Genomic DNA, 25,597 nt, shown 5'->3' with positions numbered 1-25,597 from the left:
TTTTTAGGGTTGGGCTTGGGAATAGCAATGTATAGCGTGGCTGCTCCCGCACTGCCTACCTCCCTACGCATCGGGCTAATTTTCCGTGTATGCATTCCTGAAAAATAATGTGAAAATAAATGTGAAGATTTATATGCAGAAAATCGACTAGATATCGACTACAGACCACGTAAATAGCGGCTTGCATAACGTTTTTTATGTGAAATAAAATGTGAACCTTGAACGGCAGAATTACATAATGCCCCTTATCACATCCAAAACCTGGCTCGACCCCATTCTTCCGGAGACGTTGCCACCGTCGATAATCGCACTCGCCGATGCATTACCAAGGAAGACGCAGTTTTTAGCCGGACGGCTTCCATCTCAAACCGCTGCACGCTTGAGCCGCCTTCTGCAAATCACCAATTCCTACTACTCGAATCTGATCGAAGGGCAATTCACCGAGCCCGCTGACATGCAAAGGGCGCAAACGGCGCCGATCAAAGACCGAAAATTGCTTGAAAACCTGGCGGTCAAGCATATGCAGGTTCAGGTTTTGTTCGAGCGAGCCTTGCGACAGCGCGGGCCGTTTACCTGGGACGAGATGTTTGAACCGAAGTTGGTGAGTCGGTTGCATCACCGACTCTTTCGCGAGTCCACTGACGCCGAGCGTACCTTGTCAGACGGTTCGATCATGCAGACGGGCATGCTGCGTTCGGTTACGGGTCAAAATATTGTCGTCGGTAATCATGATGCGCCTGCTGCGGCTTCGGTTGAGATCATGCTGCGCCACTTGCAGCAAGGCTTTGGCCGTCAGTCAGACCCGCGTCGCCAGTTGATTTCTGCGCTTGCTTACCACCATCGCCTCGCTTGGGTCCACCCATTCCCCGACGGGAATGGACGTGTGGTTCGGTTGATCACTCATTTGCAATTAGTGAGGCTGGGACTGGAACCGACACTCTGGTCGCTTTCGCGTGGGCTTGCCCGTCAACACGACGACTATTACCGGACTCTGGCAATGGCCGACCAACCACGGGAGGGTGATCTGGATGGACGAGGACAGATGTCCCAGAAACGATATTTCGAATTCATCGAGTTCATGCTGCAGGTTTGTCACGATCAGGTTGACTACATGACGGCTGCCGTCGAACCATCCCGGCTACGCGAGCGGGTGACACGTGCCTTCCGCTACAACGAAAAGCTTTTGCAGGAGGGCGTCCGCCCGGAAACGGCCTCCGCAATGATTGCACTGTTAACCCAAGGTAGCCTGCCGCGTAGCGAGATCAAGACATTCACCGGACTTACACCGCGCCCTGCAACCGATGAATTGTCCAAGCTGATCAAAATAGGCTTGGTGGAAAGCCAAACTTCTAGATCGCGAGTAGTCACACCCGGCCTACCTGCCTGGTTTGCCCAAGACGTATTTCCGGATTTGCATCGCCGCTTTCAATAGATCCCGCGAAGCTAAAATTCAGAAGAAGAGCCGCCAACCCAAGTTGAGGATGGCGGTTTTAGCCAATATCCCCGCACACTCTCAGCGCTCGGATTACAGCTCACAATCTTACCCGCACCCACCCCGCCACTTGCGCGTGAATCCCTTTCACTTCGCTCAACAACCCGCCCATGCGCATGAAGTCATGGGTCATCCCCGGTTGTTCCAGCAGCGTCATTTCATTTCCCGCTTCGCGCAGTCGTTCGGCGTATGCCAGCCCTTCGTCGTGCAACGGATCGTGCCCGGCCAGGTACACGAGTGCCGGTGCGAGTCCTGCCAGGTCTTGTGCCAGTAATGGCGAGCAGCGCCAGTCCGCGAGGTCGGCGGGGGTGCGGCTGTAGTGGCTGTAGAACCAGTCCAGTGTTGCGGTTTCGAGCAGGTAGCCTTCGGCGAAATCCCGGTGGGAGGGGCGTTTGGTGATGGCGTCGGTGACGGGGTAGACCAGTACCTGGGCCTTGGGTTTGAGTTGCAGTTCTGCGGGGGTTTGTATCGCGATAATCGAGAGGACGGTGGCCAGGGTTGCACCGACGCTGTCGCCGGCCAAGGCTGCGCGGGTGGCGTCCAGGCCCTGGGCGGCGCCTTCTCGGGCCAGCCAGTTGGCGGCATCGCAGGCGTCCTGGATCGGGGTTGGGAATTGCCATTCAGGGGCCAGGCGGTAATCGACCGTCAGGAGGTCGAAGCCGCCTTGGGCGACGAGGCGCCGGCACAGGGCGTCGTGGGAGTCGAGGCTGCCGACGACGTAGCCGCCGCCGTGGAAGTACAGGATGACGGGGTGCAAGCCTTCGACCGGGTTGGCGTCGCGGTACAGGCGGGCCGGAAGGTTGTGGCCGTCTCTTGCGCGGAGGGTGAAGTGTTCGCAGTTGATGTGGGTCAGTGGGGTGTCGAGGAAGCTTGAGGAGGCTTCGAAATCGCTGCGAGCCTGTTCCGGGGTGAGGTCGTGCATGGGGCGGCTTTTGCCGGTGAGACGGCCGAATTCGGCGAGTTCGAGGAAGGCTTCAAGTTCAGGCAGGACGGGCATGGGGGTATCCTTCTACACAATAATCGATGGGGAACGCAGAATGTGAAAACACCGGTATCCCCGTAGGAGCTGCCGCAGGCTGCGATCTTTTAGCGGTGTTCGATGCACCGATAAGATCAAGATCAAAAGATCGCAGCCTGCGGCAGCTCCTACAGGGGGCCGTTGTCAGACGAAGGCCAGGGTGCGCTCCACGTGTCGTCAGGCGATGGCCAGGGTGCACTCCAATTGCAGTTCGAGATCGTCGAGCAATTCGTCACCGCGTAGCAGCTCGTAGTGCCCGCCGGCCAGCAGACGGTCCACACCGTGATGGCCGACCTGGGCCTCGAACACTCGACGCTCGTCGTCACGCCCGGCTACCCACCAGCGATGCGCCGTGACTTTGATCGCGGGCAGTTGGAGCTGGGCCAGGGCCAATGCCTTGAGGCGTGAACCGGTGTTGAAGATTTGCGTGAGCTCTCCAGCGCCCAGTGCGGCTTGTTCATTGGAGCCATGCAGCGCGGCTTCGATGACGGCGGCGGCGGCCTGATGCTCAGGCAGACCTGCGGCGTGCAACGCCATTAACGCCTGTGCTTCTTCAGACGAATGACCGAGGACAAACTTCAGGAAATCCCCCAGGTCTTCGCGCCAGTTCCCCGCTTCGGCGGTGCCGGCCACGTAGCTGTCGACCAGGCCGGCGAACGCGACGGTCTCGCCTTGTTGCTCCAGCTCATGGGCGACCAGTTGCGTCAACGCACCACCCAGCGACCAGCCCAGCAGGTAATACGGCCCCTTGGCCTGTTGGGCACGAATGCGCTGGGTGTAGGCTTGGGCCATAGCCAGCAGCGACTGATCCTGCCAGTGCGGGTCGAGCAGCATGCGGCATTGCAGGCCGTACACCGTGCGCCGTCCTTCCAGGCGTCGCGCGAGCGGTTCGTAGTCGAATACCGTGCCAAAACCGGCGTGCAGGCAGAACAGCGCGGGCCTGTGCGCCAGCCGCGAGTTCAGTGCCAGCAATGGGTCTGGCGCAGCTGCGGCGGGCTCGGCGGCCTGGTAGCCGCAGAGTTCGGCAATGCTGGGTTTTTGCATCAGGTCGCGCAGTTTCAGTTCGAAGCCCAGTTCGGGTTGGCTGCGCACCCGCGAGATGACTTTGAGCACTTGCAACGAATCGCCCCCCAGCTCAAAGAAGTTGTCGTCGATACCCACTTGCGGCATGCCGAGCACTGCTTGCCAGATCGCAGCCAACGCGCTTTCCAGGGCGTTGCGCGGTGCACGATAACCCCCCAGGGCCCATTCCGGCACAGGCAATGCACGACGATCGAGCTTGCCGTTGGCCGACAGCGGGAAGCGTTCCAGGACCAGGATCCGCGCGGGCACCATGTAGTCCGGCAGTTGCGCCTGCACTTGCGATTTCAGGCGCCGATCAAGTCCCACCGTGCCGAGCGCCACCACGTAGCCCACCAGCTGTTTGCCGATTGGTGTGTCGTGCACCACCACGGCTGCATCCTGCACCCCTGCGCACTCACGCAGGCGCGCTTCGATCTCGCCCAGCTCGATGCGGAAACCGCGGATCTTCACTTGCTGGTCCAGCCGCCCCAGGTAGTCGATCAAGCCGCAGTCGCGCTGGCGCACCAGGTCGCCCGTGCGGTACATGCGCCCGCCCGCTGCAAATGGATCGGGAATGAAGCGTTCGGCGCTCATGCCCGGGCGCTGGTGGTAGCCCCGCGCCAGGCATTCACCGCCCAGGTACAGCTCCCCGCTGACGCCCACCGGCAGAGGGTTGAGGTCGGCGTCGAGCACATACAGGCCTCGCCCGGCCACACCGCGCCCGATCGGCGCATAGGCCGCGTCGCAGGTTTCGCTGACCTCGGCACGCCACAACAAAGGCGTGACCACGGTTTCGGTCGGGCCATAGCCGTTGACCAGGCGCTGCGGGCGCAAGGCGCGCTTGACCTGCTCGAAACTGGCTTCAGGCACGGCATCGCCGCCGAAGCAATACACCTCGACCGCGGGCGGATTGCCCAGGCGTTCCGCAACTTCGGCCATCTGTTGCAGGTATGCCGGCGGGAAGCAGGCGACGGTGACGCCATGACGCTGCAGCACTTCCAGCGTTTGTTCCGGGGTCCACAGATTGTCATCACGGATCACCAGGCTGCCACCGGCCAGCATCACACTCAGCCAGCGCTCCTGCGCACCGTCGAAAGCGAACGACATGAAGTGCAACTCGCGGCTGCGCGGTGCCAGTTCATAGCGCTCGACGATGCTGCGGCAATGCCGGGCAATCGGTCCGCGCGCCACGGCCACGCCTTTCGGTTGCCCCGTGGAGCCGGAGGTGTAAATCAGGTACGCCAGGTGCCCCGGCAACGGATGGGAAACCGGGCACGCCACGTTGTCGGCAACGCTCAATTGATCCAGCAGCAGACGTGGCGGGCTGTCGGCCAGGGTCAGTCGATCCCCCAGGTTGCTGTCACACAGCAACAGGCTGGCTGCCGAATCGCTCAACAGGTACGCCAGTCGTTCGGTCGGGTACGCCAGGTCCAAAGGCAGGTAAGCAGCCCCCGCCTTGAGCACCGCGAGGAACGCGACGATGGTGCGTTCGGAACGCGGCAACGCCACCGCCACCAGGGTCTCCGGCCCAATACCGCGAACGATCAGTTGCTGCGCCAGCCCATTGGCCTGAGCCTCAAGTTCGGCGTAACTGACTTGTCGATCCTCACAGATCAAGGCGATTTTCTGCGGCTGGGCTTTGACGTGTTGATTGAACGACTGCAGCAAATCAGCGGTGTCGTCTGACACCTGCGGCAGGCTCATGCGTGCTTGCGGCAAGCCAATATTGCCGAGCAGGCACGAAGCGTCCTCGGGCAACGCACGCAGCAATCCTTCGAGCTGCGCACGAATCCGCTCGACTTCAACGTCACTGAAGCGATCGCGCAGGAACAGGTACTCGACTTCCAGCCCTTCCTCGTTGGCGCTGACCATCAGGTCCATCGGGAAGTTGGTGACCCCGCCGCTGCCGACTTCGGCAAAGCGCAGCTCGCCCTCCTCGCCGCCTTTGAAGGCGCGGTCCACCGGGTGGTTCTCGAACACGATGATGCTGTCGAACAAGCCCTGGCCACCCTGCCCGGCCCAGCGCTGAATGTCGGACAACGGCGTGTGCTCGTAGTCGCGCACCATCAGGTTGTAGTCCTGCAAGTCCCGCAGCCACTCGCCCAACGGCTGTTGCGGGTCGAGGGTCTGGATCACCGGCAAGGTGTTGATGAACAGGCCAAGCATGTCCTGGGCACCGGCCAGCCCGGTCGGGCGACCCGCCACCGTGGCGCCGAACGCGACGCTGCGCTGACCGCTGTGGCGTTGCAGCAACAGCAGCCACGCGCCCTGCACCAAGGTATTGAGCGTCACGCGCTGACGCTTGGCAAAGGTGTGCAGTTTGCGCGTCGCTTCGGCGTCGAGGTTGCTGTACATCACGCCGTGCCCGGAGCCTGCGGCACCCGAAGCCTTGGCCAGAATGGTCGGCTCCTCAAGCAACGCCAGGCGCTCACGCCAAAAGCCTTCGGCCTGCACCCCATCCTGACGTTGCAGCCAGGCGATGTAGTCAGCGTAGCGCCCGGTCAGGGGCGCCAGGCTGTCGTTGTGATACAGGCGCAGCATGTCACCCAGCAACCGTGAGGCGCTCCAGCCATCGAGCAACAGGTGATGATAGATCCAGATCATCTGGTAGCGATCCTCGCCCAGGCGCACCAGGTTGAATCGCATCAACGGCGGGCAGCTCAGGTCGAAGCCCTTGGCCTGTTCCGCTGCCGCCAGTTCGCCCAGGGCCTGTTCGGTGTCGCTGCGCTCACGCCAGTCGAGCTCTTCGATCGGCAGCTCGACCTCGGCGAATACCGCCTGCAGCGGATCGGCCAGGCCGTCCCGCCAGCGGAACGCCGCCCGCAGCACTTCATGGCGCTCGACCAGCGCCTGCCACGCGGCACGGAAGCGTGGTACCTGTAAACCCTCCACCGCCACGCTCAACTGGTTGACGTAGGGGTTGAGTTCCGGCGAGTCGAGGCAGTGGAACAGCATGCCTTGTTGCATCGGCGACAGCGGATACAGGTCTTGCAGACCTTCGCGCGCGGCGATGTCGATGTGCGGTACCAGCGAGAACGCCTCGACTTTTGGCGCTTCAATCAATATTGCTTCACGGCTGCCGGCCACGGCGGCGAGCGCACGGATGGTCTGCTGTTCAAACAATTGCTTGGGACTGAACTTCAGCCCGCGCTGCCCGGCACGGCTTACCGCTTGCAGCGAGATGATCGAGTCACCGCCCAACTCGAAGAAGTTTTCGGTGACACCCACCGACTCCAGCCCCAGCAGTTCCTGCCAGATTTCCACCAGCAAGGCTTCGGCGGGCGACGCGGGGGCCACGTGATCGTGGTGCTGTCGAGTGGCTTGCGGCGCCGGCAGGCCTTGGCGATCGAGCTTGCCGTTCGGCGTCAGCGGCAACGCGGCCAGGCACATCAAATGCGCCGGCAGCATGTGCGCCGGCAAACGACTGCGCAGGTGGGCCGTCAGCGCTTCACGCAAATCCTGCTCATCGGCGAGCGGATCGCGCGGGACCACGTAACCGATCAACTGGCGGCTCACCGGGCCTTCGCGATCAATCACAAACGCTTCACGCACACCTTCGTGTTCCAGCAGGCAAGCTTCGATTTCGCCGAGTTCGATTCGGAAACCGCGAATTTTCACTTGCTGGTCGATACGGCCGAGGTATTCCACCACGCCGTCGGCACGGAACCGCGCGAGGTCGCCACTGCGATACAGACGGGCGCCCGGCACGAACGGATCAGGCACGAAGCGGTCAGCGGTCAAATCCGGACGCTGATGGTAACCCCGGGCGACGCCCTCGCCGCCCAGGTACAACTCGCCCGCCACGCCGACCGGCAGCGGCTGCAAGCCACCGTCCAGAATGTACGCACTGCGATTGCCCACCGGTCGGCCAATCGGCATGAACGCCGAGTCGAATTCGGTATCCGGATAGGCCAGCCAGATCAGCGGCGTGATCACTGTCTCGGTCGGGCCATAGCCGTTGATCAGGCGCTTGGGTTGCAGTACCTGCTGGACCTCGTCAAACGCATGTTTTGCCATACCTTCACCGCACGGCGTGTAGGAACGGATCGGCAGATCACGCCCCGCTTCGCCCATGAAATCGGCGATCTGCGAGAGATAGGTCGGGGTGAAGCAGGCGATGGTGATGCCATGCTTTTCGATCTCGGCGCAGGTGCGCTCCACGCTCCACAACTCGTCGTCGCGCGGCATCACTGCGGAACCGAACACCAGCGGCGTCAGCCAGCGCTCGTGGGCACCGTCGAAGCTGATCGAGGCGAATTGCAGTTCTCGATCGTCCGGGGTCATGCCATACAACTCGCCGATCGACAGGCAATGCATGGCCAATGGACCGTGGGCCACACTGACGCCTTTCGGTCGCCCGGTGGAACCCGAGGTGTAAATCAGGTAGGCGAGGTTTTCGCCACAGGTGAGGTTGATCGGGTTGCTGTCCGCCAAGGATTCCAGCGGCTCGCGGTCGATTTCCAGCACCGGCAGGCCTTCGGGCAACGGCAGTTTTTCCCGCAGCCGAGATTGGCTGATCATCAGCGCAATGCCGCTGTCTTGCATCAGGTAGCGCAGGCGTTCCGTCGGGTAGGCCGGGTCCAGCGGCACGTAGGCGCCGCCGGCCTTGAGGATCGCCAGCAAGCCGATGATCATTTCCGGCGAACGCTGCATGGCCAGGCCGACCCGCACTTCCGGACCAATGCCCAGTGCGCGAAGACGATGGGCTAATTGGTTGGCACGACGGTTGAGTTGGTCGAAGCTCAATTCCAGATCGTTGAAGATCAGCGCCGTGGCGTGCGGACGAATGAACGCTTGGGCCTCGATCAACTGATGCACACACAGCGGGTTTTGCGCTGCGGTAAATGCCGGGTTCCACTCGATCAATTGTTGCGCGCGCTCAGGTGAGCTCAGCAGGTCCAGCTCACTCAATGCAGCCTGTGGCGCGGCGACCATCGCCGTCAGCAACGCGGCCAGGTGTTCGCTCATGCGAACAATCCCTTCGCTGTTGAAATGGGCGCACTGGTAGCTCCAGTTCAGGCTCAATTGACTCTCGGCGGTGGCCGCCAGGGTCAGCGGGAAATTGGTGCGCTCATGGTTCTGTGGAATCGAAAAGCTCAACCCCGCAGGTGCGCTCTGTTGCAGCGCGTCGGCCACCGGGAAGTTCTCGAACACCAGCAGGCTGTCGAACAGCGGCTCACCGGCACGTCCGGCCCAGCGCTGGATGTCACCCAATGCGGTGAATTCATGTCCACGCAATTCCAGGTTTTGCGCCTGCAAACGGATCAGCCACTGGCCGACGCTTTCTACCGCATCCGGGCGGCTGATCACCGGCAAGGTGTTGATGAACAGGCCGAGCTGGCTTTCAGCCCCCGGCAAGTCTACCGGGCGGCCTGCCACAGTCGCGCCGAACGCGACGCTGCGTTGGCCGCTGTAGCGTTGCAGCAGGAGTGCCCAGGCACCTTGCACCAAGGTGTTGAGCGTGATTTTTTGCTGACGGGCAAACTCGCTGAAGCGCTGGCTGGTGGCGACATCGAAGGTCTGGCGATGGTCAGCGAACTCAGCTGTCGACAGGTTTTTACTGCCGCCGTGGGCCAGGCTCTGCGCCAGCAGGGTCGGGTTATCGAGGGTCGCCAGTTGCTCGCGCCAAAAGGCCTCGTCGGCCTGCGCATCCTGACGTTGCAGCCAGCCGATGTAATCGGCAAAACGCCCGGTTGGTGCCTGCACGTCTTGTCCGGCATAACGCTGCAAGACTTCGCTCAACAGCAGTGAATTACTCCAGCCATCAAGCAACAGGTGATGGTGGGTGTAGATCAGTTGCTGACGCTCACCTTCGAGGCGCACCAGGGTCAGGCGCATCAGCGGTGCCCGGGTCGGATCGAGTTGCAGGCGCTCGCTGTCGATCAGCTGCGCCAGTGCTTCAGCCTGATCGCTGCGGCCACGCCAGTCGAGGCAGGTCATCGGCAATTGCAGATGACGATGGACCAACTGCACCGGCGCTTCGAAGCCGTCCGGGAAATGGAAGCTGCTGCGCAGGATCCCATGGTTGTCGAGCACCGCTTGCCAGGCGCGGCCCAGCCGCTCGGCGTCGAGGCCATGGGCTTCGACGCTGAGCTGGTTGACGTAGGCGCCGCTGTCCGATTCGTAGAGGCTATGGAACAGCAAGCCGGCCTGCATGGGCGACAGCGGATACAGGTCCTCGATCTGCGCCGGTGGCACCGGCAGGCCATCGAGTTGCGCCTGGCTCAAGCGCGCCAGGGGGAAGTCCGCCGGGGTCACGCCGCCTGCGCCATCGCTCAGGCAATGGTCAATCAGGTCTAACAGCTCTTCACGGAAATTCGCCGCGAGGGTTTCGATTTCGTGCAGGTCGAAGCATTCGCGACTGAAGGTCCAGTCCAGTTTCAGTTCGCCGCCATACACCTGGCCATCCACCGACAGCCAATTGGGCAGCGGCGCATCCGCGGCCTGCGCAGCGCCGCTGGATTCACGAGCCGGTGTGAACAGTGCTTCTTCGGCAAAGCTCTGGTCAAACTGGCCAAGGTAGTTGAAGGTGACGCGCGCTTGCGGCAACGCGGCCAGCGCGGCTTGCGCCGAGGCATCGCCCATATAGCGCAGCAGGCCGTAGCCCATGCCCTTGCCGGGGATTTCGCGCAACTGCTGCTTGATGGCTTTGATCGAACCCGGCAGGTCGGCGGTTGGGGTCAGGCACACCGGGAACAGGCTGGAGAACCAGCCCACGGTGCGGGTCAGGTCGATGTCGTCGAACAGCTCTTCGCGGCCATGGCCTTCGAGCTGGATCAGCGCCGAGGGGTGACCGGTCCAGCGACTGAGGGTGCGGGCCAGTGCGGTCAGCAGCAGGTCGTTGACCTGGGTGCGGTAAGTCGCCGGTGCCAGCTGCAGCAGCTGGCGAGTGTGTTCGCGGTCCAGGCCGATGCTGACGCCCTGGCGCAGATGTCCGGCCTGGCTGGCCTGCGGGTTGGCGGCTGGCAGCAAATCGTTGCCGAGGCTGAGTTGCGCCTGCCACCAGTCCAGTTCGCTGGCAGCCGCTTTGGAACGTGCGTAGGTGTCGAGCTGCTCAGCCCAGGCCTGGAAGGAGCTGGTCTTCGCCGGTAGCTCCTGCCCTTGATAAGCCGCTTGCAAGTCCTCCAGCAACACCCGCCACGACACGCCGTCCACCGCCAGATGGTGAATGACCAGCAGCAGGCGCTGGGTGCCGTCCGCCTGTGCGATCAATGCGACTCGCAGCAGCGGGCCGTCTTGCAGGCTGAGGCTGCGCTGGGCTTGATCGCACACCGACTCCAGGGATGCATCGCTGGCCACGCGCGCGGTCCAGAGCATGTCGACGACATCGGCGCTGTCCGCACCAACATAGCGCGCAGACCACTCTGTGGCAGCGAGCCTGCTCGCGATGAGCTCAGCACCGGCAACATGGAGGTCGCCTGCCCCACCGCCCTCGCGAGCAGGCTCGCTCCCACAGGGATTTGCGGCGTCGGTCACACGCGGGGCCTGCTGGCTGAAGCGCAAGCGCAGTGCGTCGTGTTGCTTGAGCAAGCGCTGCAGCGCGGCCTGCAGACGCGGCAGTTCCAGGGGCTCGCGGGGGGTCAGCAAGACGGCCTGGTTCCAGTGCGCGCGTTGCGCGATTGGCTCGTCGAAGAACCAGCGCTGGATGGGAGTGAGTTTTTGCAGGCCGTATACCGGTCCTTGCTGGGCCAGCGGAGCGGCCTGTTCCTTGACCACGGCGGCCAGCGCCTGCAAGGTTTGCTGCTGGAACAGATCCCGCGGTTGCAGGCTCAAGCCGGCGCGACGGGCACGGCTGACCACCTGGATCGAAATGATCGAGTCGCCACCCAGCTCGAAGAAATTGTCCTGGCGGCCGACCTGCTCAACGCCCAGCACCTCCTGCCAGATCTGCGCCAGCACCTGTTCGTGCTCACTGCGCGGCGCTTCGAAGGCGCGCTGGCTGACCTGCGCGGTTGGCGCCGGCAGGCGTTTGCGCTCGAGTTTGCCGTTGGGGCTCAGGGGCATTTGCTCGATCATAACGGTCTGCGCGGGCACCATGTAGTCCGGCAGGCTGGTGAGCAGATGGGCCTTGAGCGCTTCGCGCCAAACACCTTGTTGCCCGGCATCGGCGCTGATCAAGGCGCGTTCCCGGGGCACGATGTAGGCGACCAGTTGCTTGCCGCCCGGGCCATCGACGGCCAGCACCACGGCTTCCTGCACCTGGGCATGCTCTTGCAGGCGCGCCTCGATTTCGCCCAGCTCGATGCGCAGGCCGCGAATTTTCACTTGATGGTCGATGCGCCCGCAATACTCGATGGCGCCATCGGCGCGATAGCGTGCCAGGTCGCCAGTGCGGTACAGGCGCTCGCCGCTGCCGAACGGGTCGACCACAAAACGTTCGGCGGTCAGCGCACCTCGACGGTGATAACCCCGCGCCAGGCCGACCCCGCCCAGGTACAACTCGCCCACGGCACCCAGGGGCAAGGGCTGCAGTTCGCTGTCCAGGACACAGGTACGCAGGTTGGCAATCGGCCGGCCGATCGGCACGCTGTCGCGGCCTTCTTCCACGCACGTCCAGTGGGTCACGTCGATGGCCGCTTCGGTGGGGCCATACAGGTTATACAGGTTGGCTTGCGGCAGGCTGCGCAAGGTCTGGCGTTGCAGCTCCATCGGCAGCGCTTCACCGCTGCAGATGATCCGCTGCAACGAGGTGCAGGCCAGCGCTTCGTCGGCACCGATAAACGCCGCGAGCATCGATGGCACGAAGTGCAGCGTGGTGATCGCCTGCTCGACGATCAACCTGGCCAGGCGTTGCGGATCGCGATGTTCGCCGGGGGCGGCGATGACCAGGGTGGCGCCCTTCATCAGCGGCCAGAAAAACTCCCACACCGACACGTCGAAACTGAACGGCGTCTTTTGCAGCACGCGGTCCGCCGGTTGCAAGTCGTAGGCTTGCTGCATCCATTGCAGACGGTTTTGCAGCGCCACATGACGGTTGCCGGCGCCCTTGGGTTTGCCGGTGGAGCCTGAAGTGTAAATCACGTAGGCGAGGTTTTCCGCGACCGCAAGGTTCGGCAGATCGGTACCGGGCAACTCCCCGAGCCAATCGCCTGCGGCCTGCAGGCACAGAGTGCGCACGCTGTCCGGGGTCGGCAGTTGTTCCAGCAAATGTTCCTGAGTCAGCAGCAAGGCGATGCCACTGTCTTCGATCATGTAGCTGAGCCGATCAAGCGGGTATTCAGGGTCCAGCGGCACATAGGCGCCGCCGGCCTTGAGAATCGCCAGCAGGCCGACGACCATCTCGAACGAACGGTCGCAGGCGATTCCCACCAGCACTTCCGGACCGACGCCCTCGGCGCGCAGGTGATGGGCCAGGCGGTTGGCGCGCTGGTTCAGCTCGGCGTAACTCAGGGACTGGCCCTGGAACACCAACGCCGTGGCCTCGCCATTTTCAACCACGCGTTGCTCGATATGCCGCTGCACGCAGACTTCGCCCGGATAGGCCTGAGCGGTGTGGTTGAGGTCGTCGAGAATGCGCAGACACTCGTCGGCGTCCAGCAAAGGCAACTCGGCAAGCGGACTTTGCGGGTTGGCCAGCACACCGGCCAACAGGTTGCGCCAGTGACGCGAAAAGTGCTCGATGCGTTCGGCGTCGAACAGATCGGTGGCATAGGTCAGGCTGGCAAACAGCAGGTCGCCCTGCTCCTGGGTGTCCAGTTGCAGGTCGAACTGGGTGGTGTGAGCGGTGCCACGCAGTGGCTCGACGCGCAGGCCAGCAAGTACACCGCTGGCGCCAGCCGGCCTGGCTTGCTGGTGATTGAACATGACCTGGAACAATGGGCTGTGGCTGAGGCTGCGTTCGCCCTGCAGGGCTTGCACCAGTCGCTCGAATGGCAGGTCCTGATAGGCCTGGGCATCCAGCGCCGCGGCGCGAGTCTGGTCGAGCAACTGGCTGAAAGGCTGACGTCCATCGAGCTCGGCGCGCATCACCTGGGTGTTGACGAAGAAGCCGATCAGGCCACGGGTTTCTGCGCGATTGCGGTTGGCAATCGGCACCCCGACCCGCAGGTCCGACTGGCCGCTATAGCGATAAAGCAGCGCCTGGAAACTCGCCAGCAACAGCATGAAGGGAGTCACGCCGTGCTGCCTGGCCAGGGTCATCAGGCCGCTGGCCAAGGTTGCATCGAGGGCGAAGTCCAACCGTGCACCGCGTTGGCTGGGTTGCGCAGGACGTGGACGATCAGTCGGCAATTCGAGTAGCGGTTGCTCGCTGCCTAACGTGTCACGCCACCAGTTGAGTTGGCGCTCCAGCTCACCCGCTTCCATCCAGCGACGTTGCCACAGCGCATAGTCTGAATACTGGATCGGCAATGCTTCAAGCACAGCTTCCTGGCCCTGGCAATGTGCGGCGTAAAGCCGGGAAAACTCCTCAACCAGCACGCCCATCGACCAGCCATCGGTGACGATGTGGTGCAGGGTCAGCAGCAGTACGTGGTCTTCGGCGTCGAGCTGCAACAGGCTGACCCGCAACAGCGGCCCCTGTTGCAGATCGAACGGCCGGGCGATGTCCTGCTCGACGCTGTGCATGGCAAGATCGAGGCGCAGGGACTCGGGCTTGCCGCGCAGGTCGATACGCTCGATCGGCAGTGAGGTGTACGGCGCCAGCGTCTGCAGCACCTTCCCGTCGTCCTCGACGAAACGGCTGCGCAAACTTTGATGCCGCTCCAGCAGCACGTCAAAACTGTGCTGCAACGCCGGGACATCCAGCGGCCCGTACAGGCGCAGCGCCGCCGGAATGTTATACGCCGAACTGTGCGGATCCAGCTGCCAGAGAAACCACTGGCGCTGCTGCGCGTAGGACAGTTCGAAGCGCGTTTGCGCCTCAAGGGCAGGCGGAATCGGCAGCTGGCCAAAGCTCACGCCCTGCTCCTGCATGCGGCTCAGGAACTCGCGGCGCTTGGCGGCTGGCAGGCCGGCGAAGCGGCTGGCGATACGCTGGGCAGTGGTGTGTTCCATCAGTTGATCTCCATCTCGTCCAGAAGCGACTCAAGCGCATCCAGGCGTGCATCGTTGTCAGCCGGGGCATGTTGCCCGGCCATGGCGGCATAAGCCTGAAGGTCGGTGGACTCGAACAGCGCACGCAGCGGCAGCTCGATGCCCAGGTCCAGTTCCACCCGGGCGCTGGCCTGGGCGGCGAGCAGCGAATGCCCACCCGATTCGAAGAAGTTGTCGCGCCGACCGATCTGCGCCACGCCCAGCACCTCGGCCCAGATCGCCGCCAGTTGCTGTTCGAGCTCACCTTCCGGGGCTTCGAACGGTCGTTGCCAATCCCCGGCATCCGGCAGCGGCAGGGCCTGGCGATCGAGCTTGCCGTTGCCGGTCAGCGGCAAGGCGTCCAGCAGCAGCCAGTGACTGGGTACCATGTAGTCCGGCAGGCCGACCTTGAGCGCGGCGCGCAGTTGATCGCGCCAGGCGATCGGGTCGAGCGGGGTTTGCGCAGGCACCACGTAGGCACACAGCTGCGGGCCGCCCTCACCGGGGTGCACACTCAACACCGCGTGGCGCACACCCGGCAGGGCCAGCAATGCAGCCTCGATCTCGCCCAGTTCGATGCGGAACCCGCGGATCTTCACTTGCTGGTCGATCCGGCCCAGGTAATCAATGCTGCCGTCGGCGCGCTGGCGGGCCAGGTCGCCACTGCGATACAGACGCTGTGACGCGTCGAACGGGCTTGGCACGAAGCGCTCGGCGGTCAGGCCGAAGCGGCCGTGATAACCCCGCGCCAGGCCAGCACCGGCGATATACAGCTCGCCCGCCACGCCCACCGGTACCGGGTGCAACTGGCTGTCGAGCAGGTACCAGCGCAGATCGCGAAGCGGCAGGCCGATCGGACTTTGCGCCTTGCCTTCGAGGTCGGCCAGGCAGATGGCGCGGCAGGTCACGTGCACCGTGGTTTCGGTGATGCCGTACATATTCACCAGAGTCGGCCGCTGGTCACCGAAACGTTCGAACCAGGGGCGCAGGCTCGCGACTTCCAGCGCTTCACCGCCGAAAATCACCTGACGTAGCGCCAGGGTGCGCGGGCTGGCGCAGGCGATCGGCAGCAACTGGCGGAACGCCGTGGGAGTCTGGTTCAACACGGTCACGCCTTCGTCGCACAGCAAGCGGTGCAATTGCTGCGGATCACGGCTGATGTCATACGGCACTATCACCAGGCGCCCGCCCGTGCACAGCGAACCAAACAGTTCCCATACCGAGAAATCGAACGCGTAGGAATGAAACAGGGTCCAGACATCGTGCGGGCCGAAGTTGAACTCGCCAGCGCTGGCCGTGAGCAGTCGGCCGACATTGCCATGGCTGAGCAACGCGCCCTTTGGCCTCCCCGTGGAACCGGAGGTGTAGATCACGTAGGCGAGGTTGTCGGGTGCCGCCAGTGGCGGCAGGTTAGCGTCGCTGAAGCCCTCCAGGTGCAGTGATTCGAGGCTGAGGACTCGCACGCCATCCCGGGCTGGCAAGCCGTCGACCAGGTGCTGTTGCGTGAGCAGCAACCGGATGCCGCTGTCCTCGATCATGTAGCTCAGGCGCTCGGCCGGGTACTGCGGATCGAGCGGCACATAGGCGCCACCGGCCTTGAGAATCGCCAGCAAGCCGATCACCAGTGGCATCGCCCGCTCGGTCGCAATGCCGACCGGCACCTCGGGGCCCACGCCTTGCTCGCGCAGGTGGCGCGCCAGGCGGTTGGCCTGGGCGTTGAGCGCGGCGTAGGTCAATTGTTCGCTTTCACAGACCAGCGCCACGGCGTTGGGGCGCAGCTCGGCCTGTGCTTCGAACAGCTGATGCAAGGTGGGCGACAGCGGCTGTGCCTGGAACGCCGGGTTCCAGTGCTGCACCAGTGCGTCGCGCTGTGACTGGCCAATAAGCGGCAGTTCGGCGACGCGTTGCTGCGGGTCCGCGACCACGGCACGCAACAGATTCAGCCATTGCGCGGCGAGTCGCTGCATCGACGCCTGGTCGTACAGATCGGTGGCATAAGTCAGGCTGGCATCGAGCTCCTCGCCATGCTCCTGGGTATCAAGCACCAGGTCGAATTGCGTGGTGAGTTGCGACCAGTGCAGACGCTCGACCTGCAGGCCGGCCACCGTGCGCTCGACGCTCGCGCCCAGTTGCTGCTGATGGTTGTACAGCACCTGGAACAGCGGGCTGTGAGTGAGGCTGCGATCCGGCTGCAAGGCATCGACCAGTTGCTCGAACGGCAGGTCCTGATGGGCCTGGGCAGCCAATGCCGTCTGCTTGACCTGTTGCAACAAGCCACTAAATGGCTGCTGCCCGTCGATCTCGGCGCGCAGCACTTGAGTGTTGATGAAGAAGCCGATCAGGCCTTCGGTCTCAAGACGCGAACGGCCGGCGCTCGGCACTCCCACGCTGATGCCCGACTGCCCGCTCTGGCGATGCAGCAACGTCTGGAAGCTCGCCAGCAGCAACATGAACAGCGTCACCTGTTGGTCCTGGGCGCATTGGCGCAAACCGGCCAGCAAGTCGCGATCCACGTTAACCATCAAACTGGCACCGCGCTCGCTGCGGCGTGCCGGCCGGCTCAGCTCGCTTGGCAACTCCAGCGGCGCCTGGCTGCCAGCCAGTTGCTCGCGCCACCAGGTCAGTTGTCGTGCGCCCTCGCCCGCCTCCAGCCAGTCGCGCTGCCAGCGGGCATAGTCGCTGTAGTGCACCGCCAGCTCAGCCAGACCGGCTTCGCTACCGCAGACGGCCACCTGGTACAGTGCGCTGAACTCATCGACCATGACCTGCATCGACCAGCCATCAGCGGCAATGTGGTGCACGGTCAGCACCAGCACGTGTTCGTCGGTGTTCACTTGCAGCAGCAGCACGCGCCACAGCGGGCCGTTGCGCAGGTCGAAGGGCCGGGAAATTTCCTCAGTCACCGCCTGGTCGACCGACAACGAATCGATTGTGCGATGCTCCAGGCACAACGCCAGGTCATCGTGCAGCACCGGAAGCGCCACCTGGCCGTCCTGTGTGAAGGTGGTGCGCAGGGTCTGGTGACGGGCTTGTAACTGGTCGAAGGCTTCGCGCAGGGCGTCGCGGTTCAGTGCGCCCCTCAGGCGCAGCGCGGCGGGAATGTTGTAGGCCGGGCTCTGGGGGGCCAGCTGCCACAGGATCCATTGACGCTGCTGGGCGTATGACAGCACCGGCGGCTGATCAAGCGGTGCCTGCTGCAGGACGGGTTGGACGCTGGCCTGCGCCCGCGCCACTCGTTGGGCGAACTGCGCCAGGTTCGCGGCACTGAACAGGCTGCTCACCGACAGTTCGAGCTGCCACTGCTGACGCACACGGGAGATGACCTGCAGCACCAGCAACGAGTGCCCGCCCAGTTCGAAGAAGTTGTCGTCGCGGCCTACGCGCTCGACCTGCAGCACGTCCTGCCAGATCAGCGCCAACTGCGCTTGCAACCCTTCGCCAGGCGCTATGAATGGGCGTTGCGCATCGCCGGCTTCGACCCGTGGCAGCGCTTTGCGGTCAAGTTTGCCGTTGGTGTTCAGCGGCAGTCCCGGCAGCAGAATCAGCTCCGTGGGCACCATGTAGTCCGGCAACGACTGGCGCAAGGCCGCTTTGAGTATCTTCAGGTAATCAACCGCAGAATCGACCTCGGCGCTGGCCACGATGTACGCCACCAGTCGCGTGCCGTCCTGGGCGATGACCGCCGCTTCGCGCACCTCATCCCGGGCTTGCAGGCAGGCTTCGATTTCGCCCATCTCGATGCGCATGCCGCGAATCTTCACCTGATGGTCGATGCGCCCGACGTACTCCAGGTTGCCGGCAGCGTTGCAGCGCGCCAGGTCGCCGCTGCGGTACAGGCGGGCGCCGGGTTCGCGGGCGAACGGGTCCGGCAGGAAACGCTCGGCGGTCAGCGCCGGGCGGTCGAAATAGCTGTGCGCCAGGCTGGCCTGGGCGCCGATAAACAGTTCACCCACGCCGCCATCGGGCAGCAGGTGCCCGGCACTGTCGAGCACATACAGCGCCCGGCCGGCGATAGCGCGACCGATGGGGATGCCAGACACGTCGCTGGCATCTTCCAGGCGGCAGTCATGAAGGCTCGACACCACGGTCGCTTCGGTCGGGCCGTAGGTGTTGAGCAGTCGCACCTGTGCCAGGCCGGCTTGGTGCCACAGGCGCAGGCCTTCCACCGACATGGCTTCGCCGCCCACGTGCACCTGGCGCAGAGCGCCGAGATTGCGGATGACGCCGCTGGCGCACTCCCGGGCCAGCAGGTACCAGTACGCAGCCGGCAAGTCGGCCACGGTCACACCCTGCCGGACGATTTCGGCGACCAGGCGCCCGGCGTCCCACAGCTCATCACCGCGCATGATCAACGCGGCGCCCACGCACAGCGCCGGGAAGCACTGCTCGACGAAGCCATCGAAGCTGAAGGTGGCGAACTGCAGCACGCGGTCTGACGCTGACAGGCCTGAATAGTCGGCGGCGGTCTGGCAGAACTCGCGGAGGGCGGCGTGGGTGATGGCTACGCCTTTGGGTTGGCCCGTGGAGCCGGAGGTGTAGATGATGTAGGCCAGGTTTGCGGCGTCCGGGAGGGCGCTATCGCGAGCAAGCTTTGCGCCTACAGGGTTTGGTCCCACCGGCTCTGCTCCTGCAGCCGCAGGGGTGGTGGTTTCGGGCAGGGTCAGGCGCGGGATGTTTTTGATATTTTGCAGCAGGCCGGGTTCGCAGAGCAGTTGATCGAGGCGGCTGTCTTCGATCATGTAGGCCAGGCGTTCACCGGGGTATTGGGGGTCCAGTGGCACGTAGGCCGCGCCGGTTTTCAGCACGGCGAGCAGGCTGACGATCAGTTGCGGACCACGGTGCAGTGCCAGGCCGACACGGGTACCCGGGCCGGCACCGTTGGCGAGCAGGCGCTGGGCCAGGTCGTTGGCCTGGGCATTCAACTCGCCGTAGCTCAAGGACTGACCGTCAACCTGCAACGCCAGCGCGTCGGGATTGGCCGCAGCCTGGGCAGCAATCTGCTGGTGGGCGAACAGTGTTGTGGATAACTCGACGGCAGATGATCGATTGGCCGCGATCGTCGCCCGGGTTTCGACCTCGTCGAGCAGCTGCAGCGCGCCCAGCGGGGCGTCCGGCAACGCTGCAAACTGCACCAGCAGATGCTGCAGATTGGCGGCCAGCTGAACAATGTGCGCCGCACTGAAGCGCGCCGAGTCGTAGCTGAAATCCAGGCTCAGGCCGTCGCCCAGCTCGATGCCCAGGGTCAATGGATAGTGGGTGCGTTCGTGGTTGTGCAGGTTGCTGAACGACAACCCGGCCGGGGCGCCTTGCTTGAGCGCTGCCGCTACCGGGAAGTTCTCGAACACCAGCAGGCTGTCGAACAGCGCGGCCCCCTGCTGGCCCGCCCATCCTTGAATGTCGTAGAGCGGCACATGCTCGTACTCGCGCATGGCCAGGTTCATCTCTTGCAGCTCGCCCAGCCATTGGCTGACGGTGCAATCGGGCTTCATGGCGCAGACCAGCGGCAGCGTGTTGATGAACAGCCCGAGCTGTTCTTCGATCCCCGGCAATGGCGCCGAGCGACCGGCGACCGTGGCCCCGAACACCACGCAATCCTGGCCGGTATAACGCTGCAACAACAAGCTCCAGGCGGCTTGCAGCAAGGTGTTGAGGGTGACCTTCTGCTGGCGGGCGAACTCGGCCAGGCGTTGGGTCGCGGGGCCGTCGAGGGCAACGCGGTAGTCCTCGCTACCTTCGGCTCCCACCGGCGGGCGCAAGGCTTCAGCCAGCAACGTTGGGGCTTGCAAGGGAGCCAACGCAGCCTTCCAGAAGTGCTCGCCCGCCACGGCGGACTGCTGCTGCAGCCAGCCCAGGTAGTCGCGGTATTGCCCGCGTTTTTGCCCCGTCAATGCCGGGATCGAAGGGCCAGCGGCGTAGTGCTCGATCACTTCGGCCAGCAGCTGCGCGTTGCTCCAGCCGTCCATCAAAATATGGTGGCTGGTGTAGATCAGGTGCCAGTCCTGGTCGCCCGTCTGCACGAGTTTCAAGCGAAACAACGGCGCGCTGCCCAGCTCAAAACCTTGAGCACGTTCGGCGTCGGCCAGGGCTTCGGTGTCAGTCGCGTCCAGCACCTCAAGCGGCAAGGCGACCTGACGGACAATCGCCTGATGCGCGCTGTCGAGGCCCTGCCAATGGAAGCTGCTGCGCAGGATGTCGTGCCGGGTTAGCGCAGCCTGCCAGGCTTGTGCGAATCGCTGCGGGTCGAGGCCCCGAATGTCCAGGCGCAACTGGCTGATGTAGGCACCGACCTGCGGTTCATACAGGGTGTGGAACAGCATGCCTTGCTGCATGGGCGATAACGGATACAGGTCTTCGAGCGTCGCGATCGACAAGCCGTCGAGTTGCGCCTGGCTGATGCGCGCCAGCGGGAAATCCGAGGGAGTGGCCTGGGGCGCTTCAACGCCGCAGCAGTGTTCGATCAGCGCGTTGAGTTCAAGTGCGTATTCGTCCGCCAGGCGCTGGACCGTCGCCGTGTCGAACATTTCGCGACTGAAGCCCCAGCTCAGCGCCAGCTCACCGCCGTACACCTGGCCTTCAACGGATAGCCAGTTGCCCAGGGGCGCCGATGGATCCTGCGCCACACCGCTGCCTTCAGTGGAGGGCAAAAACATCGCGGCATCGTCGAACTGGCGGTCGAACTGCCCCAGATAGTTGAAGGTGATACGCGGTTGCGGCAGTGCCGCCAGTTCAGCGCGAATTCCCCGGGCGCCGAGGTAACGCAGCGCGCCGTAACCCAGGCCTTTGTCCGGCACGGCACGCAGTTGTTCCTTGATGGATTTGATCGACGCGCCGAGGTCTTGCGACGGCATCAGGTTGACCGGGAACAGGCTGGTGAACCAACCCACTGTGCGCGTCAGGTCGATATCGTCGAACAGGTCTTCGCGACCATGGCCTTCGAGCTGAACCAGCGTGCTGCCCTGCCCGCTCCAGCGACAAACCGCCCGTGCCAGCGCCGTCAGCAGCAGGTCGTTGACCTGAGTGCGATACGCCGCCGGCGCGTGTTGCAGCAGCTTGCGGGTCTGTTCGGTGTCGAGCCTGATCTCGAGTTTTTGTTCGAAGCGGTATTGCAGGGCCCCGGCTGGACGCTCGCACGGCAAATCGTTCGCAGCCTCGCGCAACTGGCTTTGCCAGTAAGGCAGGCTGCTTTCAAACGCTGGCAGATGATCTTGCAGGCGCGCAACCCAGCGTTGATAGGTGCTGGTTTTCACCATCTTCCCGGCGCTGGCGCTGTAGCACTGCTGCAGATCCTCCAGCAGCACGCGCCATGAAACACCGTCCACCGCCAGGTGATGGATGACCAGCAGCAAACGCTGGGTGCCATCGGCCATTGCCACCAACAGCGCGCGCATCAGCGGCCCTTGGTGCAAATCCAGACTGCGTTGGGCTTCATCGCACACAGCGTTGAGCGCTTCGACCGACTGCGCCTGACGTTGCCATAATACCGATTCAGCGGTCGCTGCCGAGTAGGTCTGCTGCCAGCCTTCGGCGGTCTGTGCATAACGCAGGCGCAAGCTGTCGTGATGGCTCAGCAATTGCTCAAGCGCACGCTGCAGCGCCTCGACGTTCAACGCCTCGCGCGGCACCAGCAGCAGTGACTGGTTCCAGTGGTGCCGCTCAGGGATTGCCTGGTCGAAGAACCCCTGTTGCACCGGCGCCAACGCCACCGCGCCACTCGCCGGCCCCTGGTCAATCAGCGCCTGCTCGCCGCTACGGGCGGCCTGGGCCAGGCTGCGAACCGTCTGGTGCTGGAACAGATCCTTGGGGCTCAGCACGATACCGGCCTGCCGCGCGCGGCTGACCACTTGCATGGATACGATGGAGTCGCCGCCCAGTTCGAAGAAGTTGTCTTCCAGACCGACGCTGTCGAGAGCCAGCACGTCCTGCCAGATCACCGCGAGGGACTTTTCCATGACCGTGCGCGGCGCTACGTGCTCGCGCTGTTGTGGCGGGCCATCGACGGCCGGCAAAGCCTTGCGGTCAAGCTTGCCGTTGGGCGTCAGCGGCAGTTGTGCGAGGAACAGCAGGGACGCCGGGACCATGTAGTCCGGCAGATGCTGGCGCAGCGCGGTCTTGAGGCATTCACGCAGGTTGGCTTGCGCATCGAGGTCGTCCAGCAACGCCGGATCGCCGGGCACGATGTAGGCCACCAGTTGCTGCCCGTTGACACCGTCTTGCGCCAGCACTGCCAACTCGCGGACGGATGTTTGCTGCAACAGCCGCGCTTCGATTTCTCCCAGCTCGATACGAAAGCCCCGCACCTTGACCTGATGGTCGATGCGCCCGACGTATTGCAGCGCACCATCGGCCTGATAGCGGGTCAGGTCGCCGGTGCGGTACAGGCGCTCGCCGTTGCTGGCGAACGGGTTGGGCACGTACTTTTCGGCGGTCATGCCCGGGCGTGCGAGGTAACCGCGGGTGATGCCTGCACCGCACACGTACAGCTCGGCGGACACCCCTTGCGGCACGGGTTGCAGGTCGGCGTCCAGCAAATAGCTGGCGCTGTGCTTGAGCGGTCGGCCGATGTTCGCGCGGCCGCCCGCCTCACGGCGAGTCCAGGTGGAATAGGTGGTGTCTTCCGACGGGCCGTACAGATCGTACACGTGCTCCACGCCCGGTTGCTGGTACAGCGCCTCGACCAGGCTTTGCTTCAGCGGTTCGCCCGCAAGGTTGATGATGCGCACGCTCGAAGGAATCTGGTCCTCGCGCTGCAAGGCACTGATAGCCGACGGTACAGTATTGATCAGGCGCACCTGATCACGGGCCGGGAGTTGCGGCAGTTCCAGGGCGTTACGGGCGATGATCAGCGAGCCGCCGTTGGCCAGTGTTACGAACAGCTCCCAGACTGACAGGTCGAAGCACACCGAGGTCGACGCCAGTACGCCCTGAATATCTGCGTGGCTGTAGACCGATTTCGACCAGTCGATCAGCGCCAGCACGTTGCGGTGGGTGATGGCGACGCCTTTGGGTTTGCCTGTGGAGCCGGAGGTGTAGATCACGTAGGCCAGGTTGTCCGGCGTGACGCGGGTGACCGGGGCGCTGGTCGGGTAGTCGGCGACCTGCAAATCGTCCATGAGCAGCACTTGGGTGTCGGTGGGCACGGCCAATGTCGCCGTAACCGATGGCTCCGTCAGCAACACCAGGGCGCGGCTGTCTTCGAGCATGTAGGCGACGCGTTCGGCCGGGTAATCCGGGTCCAGCGGCACATAGGCGCCACCGCTCTTGAGTACGGCGAGCAGCGCGACCAGCAAGTTCTCGGAGCGCTGCATGGCTACGCCGACACGCACTTCCGGGCCAACGCCCAGTGCGATCAACCTGTGAGCCAGGCGATTGGCCTGCACATCGAGTTGGGCGTAGGTCAGTTGCCGGGTGGCGAAGGTCACTGCCAATGCGCCGGGGTCTGCCGCGACTTGCCGGCTAATCAGTTCGTGAACGCACAGCTCTTGCGCGAACGCTTCGTCAGCGCGATTCCAGTCATGCACGATGCGCTGGTATTCAGTGGTTTCCAGCATTGGCAATTCACTGATGCGCTGCCGGCAATCGCTGACCATGCCCTGCAGCAAACGCGTCCAGTGCTGCGCCATGCGCGCGATGGTCGGGGCGTCGAACAGGTCGTTGGCGTAGGTCAGCGCAGCATGCAACCTGCCGCGTTTTTCATAGGTGTCGAGGGTCAGGTCGAACTGGGTGGTGCGCCCTTCCCACTCGATCACCCCCAGAGCCAGGCCGGACGCAGTGCTGACGGTGGAGATGTCCGCGACCTGCGGCTGGTGGTTGTACATCACCTGGAACAGCGGTGTGTGACTAAGGCTGCGCTCGAGCTTGAGCGCTTCGACCAGGCGCTCGAACGGCAGGTCCTGGTGGGCCTGGGCGCCGAGGGCGGTTTCCTTGATGGCGCGCAGCAAGTCGTCGACCCGGGTCTGACCGTCCAGTTGGGTGCGCAGTACCTGGGTATTGACGAAGAAGCCGATCAGGCCTTCGATCTCGGCGCGATTGCGGTTGGCAATCGGCACGCCGACGCGGATGTCGGTCTGCCCGGTGTAGCGATGCAGCAGCGCGTTAAAGGCGCCCAGCAGAAGCATGAACAGGGTGATGTTGTGTTGCTGGGCCGTGGTTCGCAGTTGCTCGGCCAGTTGCGGGTCGATGGCGAACTCGTAACGGGTGCCGCGATGGCTGGGCAGCGCCGGGCGCGGGTGGTCGGTGGGCAGCTCCAGCACCGGGTGTTCATTGCCCAGTTGCGCCTGCCAGTAGTCGAGCTGCCGCGCCTGCTCGCCCGCTTCCAGCCAGCGCCGCTGCCACAGGGCGTAGTCGCTGTACTGGATCGGCAATGGCGGCAGTTGCGGCTGTACGCCGGCTTCAAAGGCGTCGTAGCAGCAAATGAATTCGTCGATCAGCACGTTCATCGACCAGCCGTCGGACACGATGTGGTGCAGGGTCAGCAGCAGGACGTGTTCCTGTGCTGCGAGCTTGAGCAAGGTGACTCGCAGCAATGGGCCGGTGGATAGATCGAAGGGTAATTGCGACTGCTGCCCGGCGGCGTTCGCGACGGCGAGTGCTCGCTCATCGGCGGATAAATGGCTGAAGTCGACCTGATCGATGGCCAGCGACGCAGAGCCAGGTACTTGCCGCAAGCTGTCGTCGGCCTGGCGCTGGAACAGGGTGCGCAGGGTTGCGTGACGCGCCACCAGACTGGCGAAGGCCTGTTCCAGTGCGCCCAGGTCCAATCGCCCGCTCAGACGCACCGCCCCCGGCAGGTTGTAGGCGCCACTGTGGGGATCCAGTTGCCAGAGAAACCACATGCGTTGCTGGGCGTAGGACAGCGCCTGGCGATCTTCGGCTTCGACGCCGGCAGGAATCGGGAACCGGGCGAAATCAACGCCTTCCTTGTGCAAGGCCGCGAGGAACATCTGGCGCTTTTCCAGGGGCAACCCGATAAACCGGCGAGCAAGTTTCAAGGAGTCTTCAGCGTTCATTTCTGG

Annotated in this window: 4 protein-coding genes; 1 reads left to right on the top strand and 3 read right to left on the bottom strand. The window is 63.8% G+C overall.

What is annotated here, in order from left to right:
- Window positions 1-238 precede the first annotated feature (238 nt).
- Window positions 239-1,432, top strand: a complete 1,194-nt coding sequence (locus HYI44_RS26235) for a Fic family protein (RefSeq protein ID WP_225570892.1) — start codon at window positions 239-241, stop codon at window positions 1,430-1,432.
- Window positions 1,433-1,532: 100 nt separating this feature from the next.
- On the opposite strand, the gene HYI44_RS26230 is transcribed toward HYI44_RS26235, so the two are convergent.
- The 3 genes from HYI44_RS26230 to HYI44_RS26220 form a co-directional block, all read right to left on the bottom strand.
- Window positions 1,533-2,489, bottom strand: a complete 957-nt coding sequence (locus HYI44_RS26230) for an alpha/beta hydrolase (protein ID WP_225570891.1) — start codon at window positions 2,487-2,489, stop codon at window positions 1,533-1,535.
- A 198-nt stretch (window positions 2,490-2,687) separates the two neighbouring features.
- Window positions 2,688-14,567: a non-ribosomal peptide synthetase gene (locus HYI44_RS26225; protein WP_225570890.1), complete on the bottom strand. Its 11,880-nt coding sequence runs from the start codon at window positions 14,565-14,567 to the stop codon at window positions 2,688-2,690.
- Window positions 14,567-25,591 carry a non-ribosomal peptide synthetase gene (locus HYI44_RS26220; protein WP_225570889.1) on the bottom strand — a complete coding sequence of 3,675 codons (11,025 nt, stop codon included), beginning with the start codon at window positions 25,589-25,591 and terminating at the stop codon, window positions 14,567-14,569. The genes HYI44_RS26225 and HYI44_RS26220 overlap by 1 nt, the downstream gene beginning before the upstream one ends.
- Window positions 25,592-25,597: the final 6 nt, after the last annotated feature.

Origin of the sequence: Pseudomonas sp. Y24-6, from assembly GCF_020295325.1 — a bacterium.
GTDB lineage: Bacteria > Pseudomonadota > Gammaproteobacteria > Pseudomonadales > Pseudomonadaceae > Aquipseudomonas > Aquipseudomonas gregormendelii.
Note: the sequence above shows the minus strand (reverse complement) of the source record. Positions and strands in the feature narration are given on the sequence as shown.